Origin of the sequence: Bradyrhizobium sp. LA6.8, assembly GCF_040547935.1 — a bacterium.
GTDB lineage: Bacteria > Pseudomonadota > Alphaproteobacteria > Rhizobiales > Xanthobacteraceae > Bradyrhizobium > Bradyrhizobium barranii.
Window position 1 is genome coordinate 435,238 of the sequence record NZ_JBEPQQ010000005.1, and the last position, 16,951, is coordinate 452,188.

A 16,951-nucleotide genomic window follows, 5' to 3' on the forward strand; every position below is an offset into this window, starting at 1 on the left:
ATGGCCACAATCGAACAGAAAGCGGCTCCGGCCTTCGTGCTTCCCCCGGTTCGCGATGAGTTCGAACTCCAGAGCGTCATCGAGCCCTCGGCGGATGTGGAATGTCCTCTTCCGTTGCACGAGCGCATCCTGCAAAGCACGCTTGTCCGTCGACTCGTCGTGGTCGGGCTCCTTGCCGCTGCGTGGGAGGGGTACGCCACCTACTTGGACAATCCGCTGATGATGCCGCGCCTTTCCGAGGTCGTCGTCGCGTTGGTGTCATCGCTGGTTTCCGGCGGCCTCGCGATGCGCATTCTGCTGACCATGAAAGTCCTTGTGATCGGTTATGCGGCCGGAATCACGGCCGCGGCGACGATTACGATCCTGGCGTCCACGACGCGCTTCGGTAGCGACGTATTGTCGACACTCACCTCAATGTTCAATCCGCTGCCCGCGGTCGCGCTGCTCCCGCTTGCGCTGCTCTGGTTCGGCCTTGGCATGGGCAGCCTCGTCTTCGTGATCATAAACTCCGTACTATGGGCGGTTGCGTTGAGCACGCACACCGGGTTCCAGTCGGTCAGCGAAACGCTTCGGATGGCGGGCCGCTGCTTCGGCCTGAGAGGCCTTTCTCTCGTAGCCGAGATCCTGATACCTGCGGCGCTTCCGTCCATCCTGGCTGGCCTCAAGATCGGCTGGGCCTTCGCATGGCGCACCTTGATCGCCGCCGAGCTAGTCTTCGGCGTCAGCTCGGGGCAGGGCGGTCTTGGCTGGTTCATCTACGAGAATCGCAACAACCTTGAGACCGCGAACGTATTTGCCGGGCTTCTGTGCGTCATTCTGATCGGCCTCTTCGTCGAGAGCGTGATCTTCCGGACGATCGAGCGCAAGACGGTCCGGCGTTGGGGAATGCAGAAGTTCTAGTCAAAACGAGGACGAAAAAAATGACCGAGCACCGGACGGACGTCATCATCCTGGGCGCAGGCCCGGCCGGATACACGGCTGCGATCTACACCGCGCGCGCCAGCCGTCGGCCGATACTCCTGACCGGCATGCAGCCGGGAGGACAGTTGGTGACGACTACTGACGTCGAGAACTATCCCGGGTTTGCTAACGTCATCCAGGGGCCATGGCTCGTCGAGCAGATGCAGGCGCAAGCCGAGCACATGGGAACGCGCATCATGTACGATCTCATCGTGTCGATCGAGACCAGGTCTCGCCCTTTCCGTCTGATCGGCGACAGCGGTGACCACTATATCTGCGACGCATTGATCTACGCGACCGGCGCGCAGGCCAAATGGCTGGGTATTCCCTCCGAGGATACATTCCGGGGATTTGGAGTGTCGGCTTGCGCCACATGCGACGGCTTCTTCTTCCGTGGCAAGCGGGTGGCAATCGTTGGCGGTGGAAATACCGCCGTAGAGGAAGCGCTGTATCTCGCCAATATTGCCAGCTCGGTTACCTTGATCCACAGGCGCGACACGCTGCGCGCGGAACGCATTCTTCAAGAGCGCCTGTTTGCGCATCCCACGATCAACATACGCTGGAATAGCGAGGTGGAGTCGATTGTAGGCGAGAGTAACCCCACGAAGGTCGATGGTGTGGTCGTGAAGGACTGCACGAGCGGAACCGCGGATCGTATCGCGGTCGATGGCGTCTTCATCGCCATCGGCCATGCACCGGCAAGCGCCTTGCTGGATGGCAAGGTCGAATTGCATCCTGATGGGTATATCAAGGTGAAGCCGGGTACGACGACTACAAGCATACCTGGCCTGTTCGCGGCCGGCGATGTCGCGGACGGCATCTACCGGCAGGCGGTGACGGCCGCGGGATTAGGTTGCATGGCTGCGCTGGAGGCTGACCGTTTCCTCACGATTCACGCGAGCTCGAACGTTGAGCCGCGAAAAGAAGCGATCGTCGCATAAACTCGCAACGCTTTGGATTGGGGTCCAAGATTCCGCGCCTGGCCGCCAGTTCTGCCGCGACTCCCTTGTATGCGAAGTTCGTGGTGGAGCTGCAGAGGTGCGGCTTCGAGGGGGACTGCTTGGTCGGATATGGCGAACGACTGGCGCTTTCTACCGATAACTCGATTTATCAGCGTCTGCCTCAGGCGATCGTCTTTCGACGACGAGGAGACCCTGCGCAAGGAGGAGAATCGATCAGACGGAGGCTGACGCACTCGTCGCATCCCGCGGTCACCAAGTGGTGGATCGGCTCTCGTTTGTCGCGGGCCAAAAGGGACGAAATTATTGAATCAACCCTTGTTACCGCGTCATCGAGCGGCGCCGCCGGGCTGTACAGGGTGCTTCAGTGGTGGGCGGCGTGGCGTAGTCAACAGGTGTTCCAATATGAGTGTGTTCACCTCGGCCGCGCGGTTGATCGGCGACATGTGGTCGGCATAGGGTATCGTGCGGTGTCGAGCGACAGGCATTGCGTTGGCAAGAAGCTGGGTTATCGCGCGCGACGGCGCCGGCGAGTGCGTGCCGCACAGAATGAGTGTAGGGACGTCAATCTCCGCATAGGCCGTAAGCGGCGTGTCATTATCTTCAATGAGACTCCAGAAGTGATGTGCAACGTGGACGGCGACCTGCGCAAACTGGGTTTTCTTCTCGTCTGGCAGCATGTCCCAACTATCGACACCGCCCCAGTAGACTATGAAGGTTTTCATGGCCCTCAGGTAGTCGCCGCAAATGACTTCGCGGCTGACGGCTTCCGCTACTGCCCGGATCTCATCGATGTATCGTGGGTCCAGCTCATTCAGAACATGAAAGCAGCTCGGCTCGACAAGCGTGAGCGAAAGCAAGCGGTCAGGGTGGCTCAACGCAAACTGGAGCGCGACAGCACCACCATAGGAATGGCCGACGAGATGGAAGGGAGCACCATCGGGGCAAACGTCCTGAATGGCTCTCGCCTGCTCCGAAAGATGTAGCGGACCGGAGCCATGCCAGCGGTGCTGATTGCCGTGCCCCCAAAGATCGATTGGTCGGGGCTCGAAGCCGACGAGTTGCTCCGAGAGCGATCTCCATTGCCGTGCGGAGCTCGCCGAGCAAGGAACCAGGACAACACGCTCACCGCCGGCCGGCTTTTCCATCAGTATCACGTCCTCATCTTTGGTTTGGTTTGGTCCGTTTGGTTGGCGTCTACAATGATAAGCAGAGTACGCTACAGAAGAGTTGCAGCCATCGGGACCTGCGTTACTCGTGTAACGAAGGAGTGGGATGTACGGCCGCAGCGCCTTGATCGAATCGGCGACCATCGCGGTTCTGACCGAGCCCTCGTGGCGACGAGCCGTTCAGCCTTGAATTGGGGGCAAATTCCCGTCCATCCCAACTTCTCACAAGGGTACGTCCATAGTGAATAATCAGACTCGAGAAACGACCAGCTGCAGGTCTCAGAAGGGGAGTGACGCCCCGCGTCATCGCATGCGCGCGCGAGATCGTTTCGGTCTGCCGCGCTCTTTCGCATGGCAGGCCGCTTTTGTCGGCGTCCTTCGAAGGGCAGCGCGACGGATCGTGAAATCTGTATCGATGTTACCGGTTGCCGCGGCCAGAGCTGCAGATAACTGCGCTCAATGACTCATCGACGGGAATCACAGTGGCAGTTTGCGAGACTTCGTATCGTTGATTCGGCGAAAGGCGATTGTCGTTCCGCCAGCGGTTTGGCGCCGCTGGGTGGCCAGCAAAGTAGCCCGGCTAGATTACGGGCGTAACAAGGTCGGATGCGCGGAAATCGTTGGGTAACATGACCTCTGGATTACTGAGCCAGCTCGCGCATGAAGAAGTGGAGAAACGCAATGGAAATCGATGAAGAACGTCTCAATTCCTTCATGGGAAAGATGATCGGTGACGTCGGCGCCGCAATGAACGCGTCGCTTATGCTGATTGGAGACAAGCTTGGGCTTTACAAGGCCCTCGCGCGGGGCGGCGAAATGAATCCCGCTGCGTTGGCTCAGGCGATTGGCACGGCGGAGCGTTACGTCCGTGAATGGCTGTCGGCGCAGGCCGATTCAGGCTATGTCGAATACAACTCCGCATCGTGCAAGTTCTCGATGCTACCAGAACAGATTCTGGCGCTCGCTGACGAGGATAGCCCTGTCTTCGTGGGGGCGGTCGGGAACCTCGTGTCGGCCACTTTCCTTGATGAGCCCATGATCTTGGATGCCTTCAAGACCGACCGGGGAGTCGGCTGGAATAGGCGCAGCGAATGTCTGTTCTGCGGAACGGCGCGCTTCTTCCGCACGGGCTACAAGCATCATCTTGTGAAGGAATGGCTGCCCGCGCTTGATGGAGTAGTCGACAGGCTCGAACGCGGTGCCAAGGTCGCCGACGTCGGGTGCGGCCACGGGGGTTCGACCCGGTTGATGGCTGAGGCGTTCCCGAAGTCCATCTTTTTCGGCTTCGATTACCATGAGGGCTCGGTCCAGGCCGCGCGCGAATTGACCAGAGAGGAAGGGCTACGGATCGCGTATATTTCGAACCGCAATCTGCCAAGACGCTTCCCTGAAATGGCTATGACCTGGTGTGTTTCTTTGATTGCCTGCACGACATGGGCGATCCGGTTGGCGCGCTCATGCACACCCGCTCAACGCTTGCTGATGACGGCACCTGTCTCTTGATCGAGCCTTTTGCCAACGATCGACCAGAGGACAATTTTAATCCGGTCGGGCGCTTGTATTACGCGGCATCGACCATGATCTGCACACCGGCGTCGCTGGACCAGGAGGTCGGTCTTGCTCTCGGCGCCCAGGCCGGCGAGGCGAGGTTGCGGGAGGTCGCCCGTCAGGGGGGCTTCTCGCGCTTCCGTCGCGCCGCTGAGACGCCCTTTTACCTGATCCTTGAGGCGCGGCCGTAGGACTGCCGCGACCCGGATCTCACACCACCGAAGTCGTACAGGGCGACCTCGCGATGCCGGAGTCCGAACTCAACCGGTTGGTGGAGCAGGGGATCATCTCAAGCAGCAGCGCCCGTACCCACCAGAGAAGCGAAAGCGTAGACATTAGAAATAGGGAAACATGCCAAGGAATAAAATTTCGCGTCGCAAGGCGTTTCGCGCTATGGCCGGCGCGATGGCGCTGCCAGCCCTCGCAAGAGCCCAGTCGGCCGCCGAAGTTCGCGCCATTATCCAGTATGGCGTCTCGTATCTCCCGTTGATGTTGATCGAGGAGGAGAAGCTTCTCGGCGCTGCTCTTGCCGAGCAGGGGGAGCCGCGCGCCGAGTTGAAGCTCCAGAGGGTTAGCGGCGCGACGGCCGTCAACGAGGGACTCCTCGCTGGGACAGCGGACATGGGCGTGATGGGAGTCCCATCGCTGCTGATCATCGCAGAGAAGACACGTGGTGGCGTCAAGGGACTGGCCAGTTGCTCGTCGTTCCCCATGGTGCTCAACACGGTCGTCGACCGGATAAAGACGATTGCGGACTTCTCCCCGCAAGACCGCATTGCAACGCCGGCCAACACCTCGCCCCAGAATCTCTGCCTTCGCATGGCCGCGGAGAAGTTTTTGGGCGATCCGAAGAAGCTGGACACCAATGTTGTGGCGCTGCCGCATCCGGATGCGATGTCCGCCATGCTGGCGGGCACCGAAGTATCAGCGCATTTCACCAACGCGCCATTTGCCCAGTTTGAAGCTGACGACAAGCGGGTGCACAGGGTGTTGAGCTCCGAGGATATCCTCGGCAAGTCATCGACCTTCGTTCTGCTCGCGGCGAACGCACGCTTCGTCGACAGGAATCCGAAGGTCTCATTGGCGATGGTGACCGCCATGGACGCCGCGATGAACCGGATCAAGGAAGATCCCGCCAGGGCGGCGGCGCTTTATCTCAGGCTCGAGCCATCGAAATCCATGAACGTGGAGTACGTCGAACGCATCCTGCGGGATCCCGAGAATGTGTTCAGCGTGTCGCCCGGCGGCGTCATGACATACGCGGATTTCATGCAGAGAACCGGCCAGATCAAGTCAAGGCCGGCCAAATGGCAGGACATTTTCTTTCCGTTCATCCAGGAAAGACAGGGGAACTGACGTCCAACGCCGGTGCCAGAGGGCCCGAGAGCATCGGCAAGCTCTTCGCTGTCGCGATTTCAAATCCCAATTCCGTTTCGGTCCTTAAGAGCGATATTGGGCTGTGACGTTTCGATCCAATACCGACGATGGTTCGATCGAGATCGATCGCGACGTGTGAAATCGTTTCGCCAAGTCGTCTCACATCTGAAGTATGTCTTTGATCGTCTTGGACTGCGAGGATGGGTCGACCTATCGTCTCTATCAAGAAGGGAGAACGACTCTTGGTCAGTCTCCAGTCGGGCCGATACCGAGCAGCTGTTTCGATCTTGGACCGGCAGTCCGGGTTGTTGTACTGACCGGCCGGGAAGTCGCCGCCAGACGGTCGGCCGCTCTGGCGCCCACCTGCCGAGGATCGAGCTTCTACAACATCGACCGGAGTCTGTGGGACCGCCGCTTTACATGGACGGTATGCTTCTCACCTGCCTTCACGCGAGTCTGAGCAGACCTGGAGAGCTCGCCGACGGACGCTTACAGACCTGCAAGCACCTCCGGTCCCGACGGCGAAGGCGACTTCTTTGGCACAAGGGTAGACCATGGACATGTCACGGCAACACGAACTCGCTGTCCTTCTCGCGAAGCTCCGCCGCGAGGGACGACAGCAGAGTGGCCTGGACGAGAGCCTTGTTCCTCCTGATAAGGAGACGGCGTACCGGATCGCCCGAATGGTGGAAGAAGCGCTCGGTTGGGAGGTTGCGGGCTGGAAGATCGCGGCGATGAACAGAAGGCTGCAACAACAGTTGCGGACGGACGCGCCCATCTACGGGCGCGTCTTCGGCACTCTTAAGTCGTCGCCGGCGACGGTCGAACACGCAAGGCAGTGCAGTCCGATTCCGGAGGTCGAATACCAGGCCCGCCTGGGTGCAGACCTTCCGCCGCGAGAGAAGCCTTACTCGATGGAGGAAGTGACGGAGGCCGTTGTCTCCCTGCATCCAGGCATCGAACTTTCGGAATGCCGCTTTGTGCATGATGGCGCCTTTCCGCCGCTGACGGCGATCCTCGCCGATGGTGCGGGCTCGGGCGCCATCGTCTTCGGACCTCCGATCGAAGATTGGCGCAGGCGAGACGTAGCAAATCAGGAGGTCGTCCTCACGTGCAACGGCACGCAGCGCCGGAAGGGGATTGCAGCGGAAGCGCTGGATCATCCCATGGTGCCACTGACATGGCTCGCGAACGAACTGTCGCGTACTGGAATTGGCCTGAAGGCCAGCCAGATGATCAGCACCGGTACGCTAACGGGCATGCTACGGCCGAAGCCAGGCGAGACCTACGTGGCCGACTTCGGCCCGTTCAACAAGGTGGCGGTGACCTATGCGTGACCATCCCGATCCAAATCACCGATGACGAACAGAGGTCTTCCGTGAGGCCTACAGCAAGATCGCCTTTCTTCGCTAGGTCCAGGCACTGTCCCGAACGGGGCGCAGTTCAACGTCAGTGCTAAAAGCTACCAAGGAAGAGCCCCAAAGATATTGGACGGCGCGTTTGTCGGGATCAAATATCAATTATCCAGCGCCAGTTGACCTCGACCAATGAGATTGAACCTGAATTCGAGTGCCCAGCCTGAAACGCAAGTCCTTGTGCCGATGCATGGGGACCCGATCGCCGATATTACCCCTGGGCTGGAGCGTCCACTTGGCATCGCCATCGGCTCCCGACAGCATCGCCCGCCCAATCAACGTTGCGAACGCGCAGCCCAACAATCAAGGGGGGCGACCGTCAATCCCATCTTCACCTGGGTACGCCTGGCCCAACGCATTCCGATTCGCATCCATATCGATGAAGTTCCCACGGGCATTGTGCTTACGGCTGGCATGACTGCGGCAGTACAAGTTGAGCCGCGCAGCGGCCGGCCGATAGGTTCGCTGGGCGTAGAATGCTCTAGCAATTACGCCTGCTGCGCTCCGGTCAGAGCGCCATCGATCCTTTGAAGGGGCAGTTCGACGTGGCGGCAAGAGAATGTGATGATCAGCCGAGGACCGAGAACATCGGCCACATCATCGTGGTCGACGATGATCCGGAGATACGCCAGATGCTGACCCGATACCTCGAAGATTACTTTGTGTCGGTGAAAGCTGCGTCAAGCCGGGCCGAATTGACCCGTCATCTTGAATGCTCCGAGCCCGGCCTGATCATTCTCGATCTCCGGCTCGGTCAGGACGATGGTCTCGATATCCTGAGGGACATTCGTTCGGATTCGGATATTCCGGTCATTATCATCACCGGCCATCATCCCGACGAAATCGACCGGATCGTCGGCCTCGAGCTCGGTGCGGATGACTATCTCCTGAAGCCGTTCAGCCTGCGAGAATTGCTTGCTCGCATTCGCGCGGTGCTGCGACGTCAGGAAATGGGACAAGCCGACCGGATCCGCCATCCAGAGCGGGGAGGATATAGATTTCATGGCTGGCGACTCGAGCGTCGCAGACGCAGGCTCGTCGACGCCAACGAAAAGTCGGTTGCTTTGAGCAAGGGCGAGTATGCGCTGTTGCTGGCTTTTCTTGAGTCACCGCAGCGACCGCTTTCGCGCGAGTATCTGCTGCGGGCGACACGGGTCCATGAGGATATTTTCGATCGCAGTATCGACGTGCAGATCTTGCGGTTGCGGCGGAAGCTGGAAGTCGATCCGGACGCGCCGCGGGTAATCCAGACCGAGCGCGGCGTCGGTTATGTTTTCGCGCTGCCAGTCGGGCGTTTCTAAAGCATAGTTATGGCGTTGACTTGCGCTGGTGCTATCGTCGCGCCGGCTATTTTTGTGGACAAGATCCTTAGGGGGCACACCCGGGCTGATGGGGTTTGCACCTCTACAAGCCAAGACGATCGAATGTAATGATATCGAGACCGCGCTAGAGGCGTGGGATTGGCTCAGACGAAGCCGAGTTGGTTCGATTTGAGATCGATGACACGCCCCATGCCATCCAAGCATGTTACGAACGCGTGGTTAGATGGCACGCAGCGCGTGTCGCGGGGGATATGGAGCGAAGGCAATAGTGGTAAACCTTGCAGGAATCCATCCTCGCTTCAGACGCAAACTTGGTTTTGCCGGTATTGCGGCTAAGCTGCTCTCCGCTATGCCCAGAAAGACCCAGCCTCGTAGAGTTGGTTTTCGTTTAGCCAGAGGAGTGCCTGACGAAGACTCAATGGGACCAGTCGCTCCCTACCAAGAGGCGGTGGGGCTCCATCTGTTAGATAGAGCATAAAGCCATCCGGTCGGGCAAGAGATCATGCTTCGTGCAAGGTTGAGCGGACACGTCTCGCGAGGTCGGCTAAGCTGAAGGGCTTGTCGATAACAGGAAATTCGCCAACGGCATCATTTCGTTGCAGCATGCCCTCGGCGTAACCCGAGGTGAGCAGGATCTTGATATCCTTGCGTAGCCGCCTCGCTTCGCGGGCTAGCTCAATGCCGTTTATTCCGTTTGGCATCACGATATCGCTGAACAGAAGTTCGAACGGTTGGTCACTCTGGAGGGTCCGAAGCGCTTCTGCGCCATTGTGGGCACAGGAAACCTGATAGCCGAATGTGGACAGCATTGCCGAAGTGACGTTCAGGAGATCATCGTTGTCTTCGACGACTAAAACTCTCTCCGAGCCCGCGGGCAGTGCGTGCGTCTCGGTGGCATGCGGTTTGGTGTCGCGCTCCCGTCTGCTTGCAGGCAGATATAGCGTGATCGTGGTACCTGCTCCCGGTGCACTCTGCACAGCTATATGTCCTCCGGATTGTCGGACAAAGCCATAGACCATGCTGAGCCCGAGCCCCGTACCCTTACCAAGCTCTTTGGTCGTGAAGAAAGGCTCAAACACCCGATCCTGCACTTCGCGAGGCATTCCGCTGCCGTTATCTGTGACGGACAGGCGAACGTACGATCCTGGAGAACATTCAGGCATGCCCAATTCCACCACAGTGTTCTGCGTCTCGATGCGGAGAACACCTCTTTCCGCCATGGCGTCCCGAGCATTCAGGGCGAGGTTAAGCAGAGCGGTCTCCAGCAGAGCAGGATCGACATGGCACAGCCACAGCTTCTCATCCGTCTGCAGCCGGACTTCGCAGCCGTCCCCGACCGCCTGTTGAATGAGCCCTTGAAACTCGAAAATGAGCTCGTTTGCATCGACCAACTCCGGCCTTAGTGCCTGTCGCCGCGAGAAGGCGAGTAGTTGGGCCGTCAGCTTTGCACCCCGATCAGTAGCGCGTCGCGCGGCCTCGGCACACCGACCGATTGTGCCAGGATCCGTCGTGCTTTCGATGAGCTCAAGGTTCGCGGAAATGACGGTAAGGAGGTTATTGAAGTCATGAGCAACGCCGCCGGTAAGCTGGCCGACCGACTCCATCTTTTGACTCTGATGGAGTTGCTCTTCCATCGAACGCCGTGCCTCAAGGGCGTGCTTGTGTTCGGTGATATCCCGTAGGAAGACCGCCAAGCCCTGACTCGATGGGAACGCGCTTATTGTGTACCAGATTTGAGTGCGTTGACAAAACGTCTCGAGAAAGATCGGTCGTTGCTCCGACGCCGCCTCACGAATTTGCTTCAGGAGGACGAGATCGGCGGTGGCGGGAAAGGCTTCCGCAAGGGGCAGGCCGATGACATCTCGGTCATGGGCCAGTCGCAGCTTGGCAGGTCCGTTGAGATAACTCACCGACCAGTCTCGATCGACTATGATCACGCCGTCGGTGGTACTCTCGAAGATCATCGTGATCCGAGCTGCATCTTCCTCTGCTTTCTCCTTTGCTTCGGACAATTCATGCTCACGCTGGTCCAGCGCGTCTGCCATCGTATTGAATGCCTCGGCCACTCTTGCTATTTCTGACGTACCGTGGATGTCCACACGCTGGTCGAATTTGCCGAAGCGCCATTGATTGGCGGCATCGACGAGCTTCCCGAGCGGGCGATGGATAAATCGACGGGCGCTTAACGATGTCAGGATCAGAACCAGTGCCGTGCTCAGCACGATCTGAAGGATCCCCCTCTGAGTACCGCGTTGGATCTCGGCGAATGCCCGGGCCTTGTCCAGGCCAAAGCCGATGAGAAGCCCTCCGGAAACATCTTTCAGCGTCGAGTAGCCCACGATCCGTTCAACGCCATCGCGGTCAACGAGATCGGCCGTGGTGCGATCGTTGCGGCTTAGATCATGGTCCCTAGCCATCTTGCGGCCGACAAACCGGGCATTGTCGGGGTAGTGGGCAAGGTATGTGCCATTCCGGTCGACGACGGCAAGCGCGGCACCAGGCGGAACATTCCGCCGATTGAGGGAGTCGGCCAGCCAATCCAGGCCGAGAGCGGCTATAACGACACCGCCGACGCGGTCATCATCGCCGAAGAACGGCAGGGCGAAATGAAGGACGTTCCGGCCGGTCTGGCGGCCAATCGCGAACTGGCCGACTGTAAATTCACCGGTTCTCAGGACATCCGCAAAGTAGGGTCTACCTGCCGCGGTCGAGGGCTTGTGGTCGTCGGTTGCATCGCAGAACGAGTTGCCATTTCTGTCGACCACGATGAAACTGATGAACCCCGGATATCGTTGCTTAATCTTGGTGAGGTAAGCATTGCATCCCGCGGCGTCCTTTGCCTTTATCGCAGGAAGTTCCGACAAGGCAATCAGCGCCTGGTGAATTCCCTGGACGATCTGCCGTTGCTCAGCAGCGGCGAGTTCGGCGAGGTTGAGAGCCTGACCCTGCACCTCAATCTGGCGAGTTCGACGCAGGTCGAATTCATTGTAGATCAGAAGCGCGATCGCGGGCAGCAACGCGACAACGATCAGCACATGTAACCGCAGCAGGAGAGTCACCTCTCATCGTGCTCCATCCTGGCGTCCGGGCTAGTTGAAAACAATGTCGCATCTGTCTGGGTCGACGGCCCAACGGTGTCGCTGACGCATCCGTTGTCCCATCCGCTCTGCGTCATCACAGCTACGCCTGTCCCGCTTCATGCAAGCCTCCTTGGTATTTATTGCAAAATCGCTACGCCGTGTTACGGCTCTGTTTCAGTCTTGGAAAACCCGGTTACGCGGGCAACGGGCCCCCGGATCCAGCAAATCTCTGAATCGATGCTGGCAGTCTCGTGGTTGACCGTGCTTCGGCGAGCAGATCGCGCGCTCACCCCGGTCCCTGAAGGGTAGCGATTGGAACTACTTCGGTCGATGAGGTGACGCGGGCTCCGATTTGACATGAAAATGTCATGCGCGTGTCATTCGTGTGTCATGTGCAAACTAGCCAAGGTGCCAGAAGGGTGCGTGTGGAATGTCCTTGTCGCTGCGCGTCCTAGTGAGTGCTCCGGAGCGCACTTCTAGATGCAGCAGAACTGTCGGCTGCTCGAGCCAACATCTATATGGCTCGTACACGAATTGGATTCTTGGCGAGCAGCCCACAAGCAAGAGAGCAAGCATGAGCGTCCGCGAAGGCACTGCACTCATCAGAACAGACACGGCGCAAATGCTCGTCCCCACCAGTTCTCCTTATCGACGGCGATCCCGGTATTCGGCGGTCACTGGCCAGCTTCTTCGAGGCGCACAACATGCCGGTCCGTGCTGTCCCAGACTGGCGCACAAGCCGCCAGGATTTCGAGGCAAGCAATCTAAGCCTGATCGTCCTTGATCTGCCATTGGGAGGCGATGATCGCCTCCGGCCTTTGCGCGAGATACGATCCCGCTCCGACCTGCCGATTATCGTGACGACCGATCATCAATGCGACGAGAGTGATCGCGTAATCGCGCTGGAAATGGGAGCCGATGACCACCTGGCAAAGCCATTCGGCATGAGGGAGCTTCTCGCCCGCGTACGCGCCGTGCTCAGGCGCAGGAAAATGGGAAAACTGGCTCGCGCGCGTGACCCCGAACGGGGAGGATTTAGGTTCGGTGGATGGCAGCTTTATAGACGCGCGCTGCACCTTGCTGGCCCCGAGGGCAATACCGTGCTGCTGACCAAAGGCGAGTACGCGGCCCAGACCGGAATTGGCCGCACCGGGCACATGTTTGCCTTCGAGCGCGACGGCGTAGTGCCGGACATTCTTACGCTGTCGAAGACGCTCGGTGCCGGCCTGCCGCTCGCCGCTGTCATGACGACCCAGGCCATCGAGCAAACCGCGTTCGAGCGCGGCTTCCTGTTCTACACCACGCATGTCTCCGATCCCTTGCCCGCCGCGATCGGCGTGACGGTGCTCGACGTGGTCGCGCGCGACGGGCTGGTCGCGCAGGCGACCGCCAGGGGCAACAGGCTCCGGGATGGATTGCTGTCGTTGCAACAAAGGTTCGAATGCGTCGGCGACGTCAGAGGCCGCGGGCTTCTGCTCGGTCTTGAAATCGTCGTCGACCGGCAGTCGAAGGCGCCGGGCTTCGAACTCGGCGCGCGGATCATGGAGGAAACCATGCGTCGTGGTCTCAGCATGAATATCGTCAAGCTGCCCAGCATGGGCGGGGTGTTCCGAATCGCGCCGCCGCTCACGGTGTCCGAGGCCGAAATCGATCGCGGTCTTGAGATCATGTCGGAGGCGATCCAGGCAGCGGCGAGCGGTCGTTGATCGCGGGGAAGCCTGAACAGGTGCAACTCGCCAGGACATATGGGCGTCCGACGCTATTCTCGCGGCACGGCATGGTCGTTGCCGCGCATCCGCTTGCGGCGCAGGCTGGTGCACGGCTCCTGATCCAGGGCGGCAACGCTTTCGATGCGGCCGTTGCCACCGCGGCCGCCCTCAATGTGGTCGAACCGTTCATGTCGGGCCTTGCCGGGTTTGGACTGGCCACGATCTGGGTCGCAAGCGAGAAGCGCGTTCGCGTGCTCGACTTCGCGCCGCCGACGCCCGCGAGCTTCCCGGTCGGCAGATACACCAGCCGCCTCGAGCTCGAGCGCGGCGCGCAGGCGGCCTCAACGCCCGGAAATCTCGCGGGCTGGTGTGAGCTGCTCTCGCGCTTTGGACGCAAATCGCTTCCCGATGTCCTGGCTCCGGCGATGACGCTGGCGCGCGACGGCTTTGCTCTTTCGGATTTCGGTCGCGATGAGATCAACGAGCAAGTGCCGCTGCTCGAGCCCTGGCCGGAGTTACACAGCGCGCTGGTCAAGAACTACCTGCCGGACGGCATACCGGTGAAGCTCGGCAGCATCATCCCTCAGCCTGAACTCGCGCGGACGCTTGCGGAGATCTCCGAATTGGGGCCGGAGCATCTGTATGGCGGCAAGCTCGGCCGGCGGATCATAGACTATCTCCGTACGCTCGGCGGCAGCCTGACACTGGCCGATTTCGTTTCCGTCAAGCCGCATTGGCTCGATACCCTGACCGTGTCGTATCGAGGGCTCGAGCTTCACGTCCCGGCGTCGCAATGCGGCGGTTTCCAACTGGCTCTGACCCTCAAAATTTTTGAAGGTTACGACCTTGGGCGCCTGCCGAAGGACGGCGCGGATCATCTCGACACGGTCTATCGCGCGATCCGTCTTGCAGCCCGCGAGCGGATCGCACACGGCAATCTGGGACTGGATCAAGCAGCCGGCGCCTTGTCCGACACGGTGATCGCGCGGCTGCGGCAGCGCGTGAGCGACGGCCAGCCGATCACTGGCCCCACCGAGCAATGGATGCCGCAAGATCGTGCCGATCCCGGGCATACCACCTCGTTCTCGATCGCAGACGCCGAGGGCAATCTGATCTGCATCACGCAGAGTCTCGGCAGCCCGTTCGGCAGCGGCGTTGTGGTGCCCGGGACCGGCGTTTGCCTCAACAATCATCTCCATTGGGCTGATGTGCAGCCGGGAAGCCCCAACCTGGCCAAACCAGGCGACGCATTGCCGATGACCATGGCGCCATCGCTCGCGACGCGGAGCAACCGTCCGGTGCTCGCGCTGGGTACGCCCGGCAGCTACGGCATCCCGCAAACCCAGGCTCAGGCTTTCGTGCAGTATGTCGAGTTCGGCCTTCCGCTGCAGCAGGCTATCGAGGCGCCGCGTGCGCGGCTTTGGGATGGCCGCTTCATTCAAGCGGAGAACCGCATCGCGCCGGAAACGATCGCCGAACTGAAAGGCCGCGGCCACGAGATCGAGATCCTGGACACCGGGTGGACCATGCTCTGCGGCGGCATGCAGGCCATCGCGCTCGATCCGGAAACCGGAGTGATGACGGGTGCCGCCGATCCGAGGCGGGACGGGTATGTCGTCGCCCTGTGAACGGGACGCAATCAGAAGGGAAATTCGCTTTTTGATTTTTCGCTCGACGGCCGGAGGAGCCCCGGAGATGCGATAGCGCCCCTCTTCGTCGGCCATCGCGTCATTCGGATTCACGACCCGCCAGCGCCTCCTTGCACTTGGCTGCGAAGGCGTTGAGGTACGAGCCGATCTCGCTCGCCAGTGCATCGGACCGATCGACATTTTGCAGGCTCATGTTCAGTGCGTAGACCGGAAGCCCGTCGAGCACGATGGGCGTTGCGACGGCAAGAACGGCAGGCTGCCACGACACCGCGCAATAGCCGTCGCGTTCGACGGAGCTGATCGATGTCCTGACGTCCGCAAGCAGCGCCTTCGTGGCCGCATCGCTGCGCCGTTTGAACAGTCTTAGCAATCGCTCGCGCTCGGCCCCGGCAATGCCGGCCAGATAGGCACGACCGAGCGACGTCAACTCCATCGGCACCTGCTGCCCGGCGACCACGTTGCGCAGCGCCGCGCGGGGGCTGTAGCGGATCGATTCGAGGTAGACCATCATGGTTCGATCCGCGGTCGCAAGCCCCACGTTGAGCCGGCGCTTCGCCGATTCTGCCCGCATCATCGCGCCGATCGCGTTGAGCACGGGTGATCCTGTCCGCATCGCGTGACCGATACTGATGACGGACGCGGCCAGGCGGTAGGCCCTTTCGGTGCGGACCTGGTCGAGCATCCCGGAATTGACCAGCGTTCGTGTCAGCCGGCTGACCGTCGATCGCGGCAATCCGGTTCGTTCCGCAATCTCGCCGTTGCCCAGCGTGTCGACGCCGGGCCGGAAAGCCCGAAGGATTTCGATGCCCCTTTCGAGCGACCGGTTGCCATCAACCCCGCCCGCATATCTGCGCGCCCGCACCACATCCAGCCTCCCGCGGCATTTCCACTCAGTGGAATTAGGGGGATGTTCCGGAGGTTGCAAGCCGCTATAGGCACCGGGAAGAAGAACTCCAACCACGGAGCTTGCCATGTCCTATCAGCTCATCGAGTTTTCCGTCGACGCCGGTGTCGCGACGATCGCATTCAACCGGCCGGAACGGCGCAATGCCATGAGCGACGACATGCGCACCGAGTTCGTCAGTGCGCTCGAAACCGTCTCCCGCGACAGGGCGATCAAGGCCCTGGTGCTGACCGGGCGCGGCAACGCCTTCTGCGCCGGCGGCGATATCAGCGGAATGAAGCGCCGGCTCGAAGCGCCGCAGGGCGAAGTCGCATTCAACGGATGGAGCCGTCAGCAGGGCGTGCACCACGTGCAGTCGTTCCTGCTGGGCCTGCCGAAACCGACGATTGCCGCCGTCAACGGCGCCGCGGCGGGCCTCGGTGCGGACACCGCGCTTGCCTGCGACTTCGTCATGGCAACGGAACGATCGAAATTCACCTGGTCCTACATCAAGCGAGGCCTGATACCCGACGGCGGCGGCCTGTATTTCCTGCCTCGCCGGGTCGGGCTTGCGAAGGCAAAGGAGCTGATTTTCACCGGGCGCGTCGTCGAGGCCGATGAAGCGCTCTCGCTCGGCATCGTCGATCGCAAGGTGGCCTCGACCGAGCTGCTGCCGGCGGCGCGGGCCTGGGCGACTGAGCTGGCGCAGGGATCTCCCACCGCGCTGGCGCTAGGCAAGAAGATCCTGAACGAGACCTTCGAGCACTCCGCGCATGACATCTTCAGTCTCGGCAGCCAGGCGCAGGCCATCTGCTACACCAGCGCGGAGCATCGGGACGCCGTGACGGCGTTCCTCGCGCAATCCTCGTCGAAGGATTGA

The 16,951-nt window shown here is 60.5% G+C and carries 11 protein-coding genes and 3 pseudogenes; 11 read left to right on the top strand and 3 right to left on the bottom strand.

Translation table 11 applies throughout. The features are described from left to right. Positions 1–900, top strand: a complete 900-nt coding sequence (locus tag ABIA90_RS25765) for an ABC transporter permease (RefSeq protein WP_354119680.1) — start codon at positions 1–3, stop codon at positions 898–900. Between the two features lie 20 nt (positions 901–920). Continuing rightward, positions 921–1,901, top strand: a complete 981-nt coding sequence (gene trxB / locus ABIA90_RS25770; RefSeq protein ID WP_354119679.1) for a thioredoxin-disulfide reductase — start codon at positions 921–923, stop codon at positions 1,899–1,901. Between the two features lie 347 nt (positions 1,902–2,248). Here trxB and ABIA90_RS25775 read toward each other — a convergent pair whose 3' ends face one another. Beyond that, positions 2,249–3,067 carry an alpha/beta fold hydrolase gene (locus ABIA90_RS25775; protein WP_354119678.1) on the bottom strand — a complete coding sequence of 273 codons (819 nt, stop codon included), beginning with the start codon at positions 3,065–3,067 and terminating at the stop codon, positions 2,249–2,251. A 702-nt stretch (positions 3,068–3,769) separates the two neighbouring features. On the opposite strand from ABIA90_RS25775, the pseudogene ABIA90_RS25780 reads away from it, so the two are divergent. The 5 genes and pseudogenes from ABIA90_RS25780 to ABIA90_RS25795 all read left to right on the top strand — a co-directional run bounded on the left by ABIA90_RS25780 (position 3,770) and on the right by ABIA90_RS25795 (position 8,729). Next, positions 3,770–4,827 (top strand): annotated as a pseudogene (locus tag ABIA90_RS25780) (class I SAM-dependent methyltransferase). A gap of 202 nt (positions 4,828–5,029) precedes the next feature. Next, entirely contained in the window at positions 5,030–5,992 is a 963-nt protein-coding gene (locus ABIA90_RS25785; protein ID WP_354122483.1) for an ABC transporter substrate-binding protein, read from the top strand. Positions 5,993–6,567: 575 nt separating this feature from the next. Beyond that, entirely contained in the window at positions 6,568–7,350 is a 783-nt protein-coding gene (locus tag ABIA90_RS25790; RefSeq protein WP_038944236.1) for a 2-keto-4-pentenoate hydratase, read from the top strand. Positions 7,351–7,614: 264 nt separating this feature from the next. Then, positions 7,615–7,959: a hypothetical protein gene (locus tag ABIA90_RS45620; protein ID WP_502917996.1), complete on the top strand. Its 345-nt coding sequence runs from the start codon at positions 7,615–7,617 to the stop codon at positions 7,957–7,959. Positions 7,960–7,973: 14 nt separating this feature from the next. After that, entirely contained in the window at positions 7,974–8,729 is a 756-nt protein-coding gene (locus ABIA90_RS25795) for a response regulator (protein WP_354119943.1), read from the top strand. A 521-nt stretch (positions 8,730–9,250) separates the two neighbouring features. Here the strand turns inward: ABIA90_RS25795 and ABIA90_RS25800 are convergent. Further along, positions 9,251–11,809 (bottom strand): ATP-binding protein, encoded by a 2,559-nt coding sequence (locus tag ABIA90_RS25800; protein ID WP_354119676.1) that lies wholly within the window; start codon positions 11,807–11,809, stop codon positions 9,251–9,253. Between the two features lie 698 nt (positions 11,810–12,507). Here ABIA90_RS25800 and ABIA90_RS25805 point away from each other — a divergent pair. The 3 genes and pseudogenes from ABIA90_RS25805 to ABIA90_RS25815 form a co-directional block, all read left to right on the top strand. Beyond that, positions 12,508–12,741, top strand: a pseudogene (locus ABIA90_RS25805) (response regulator); the annotation flags it as partial. 216 nt (positions 12,742–12,957) lie between these two features. Further along, positions 12,958–13,536: pseudogene (locus tag ABIA90_RS25810) on the top strand (aminotransferase class III-fold pyridoxal phosphate-dependent enzyme); the annotation flags it as partial. A gap of 20 nt (positions 13,537–13,556) precedes the next feature. After that, on the top strand, positions 13,557–15,167 hold the full coding sequence (locus ABIA90_RS25815; protein ID WP_354119675.1) for a gamma-glutamyltransferase family protein: 1,611 nt from the start codon (positions 13,557–13,559) through the stop codon (positions 15,165–15,167). A gap of 100 nt (positions 15,168–15,267) precedes the next feature. Here ABIA90_RS25815 and ABIA90_RS25820 read toward each other — a convergent pair whose 3' ends face one another. Beyond that, positions 15,268–16,053 carry an IclR family transcriptional regulator gene (locus ABIA90_RS25820; RefSeq protein ID WP_247344921.1) on the bottom strand — a complete coding sequence of 262 codons (786 nt, stop codon included), beginning with the start codon at positions 16,051–16,053 and terminating at the stop codon, positions 15,268–15,270. Between the two features lie 106 nt (positions 16,054–16,159). Here ABIA90_RS25820 and ABIA90_RS25825 point away from each other — a divergent pair, with 106 nt between their 5' ends. Then, entirely contained in the window at positions 16,160–16,951 is a 792-nt protein-coding gene (locus ABIA90_RS25825) for an enoyl-CoA hydratase/isomerase family protein (protein ID WP_247344925.1), read from the top strand.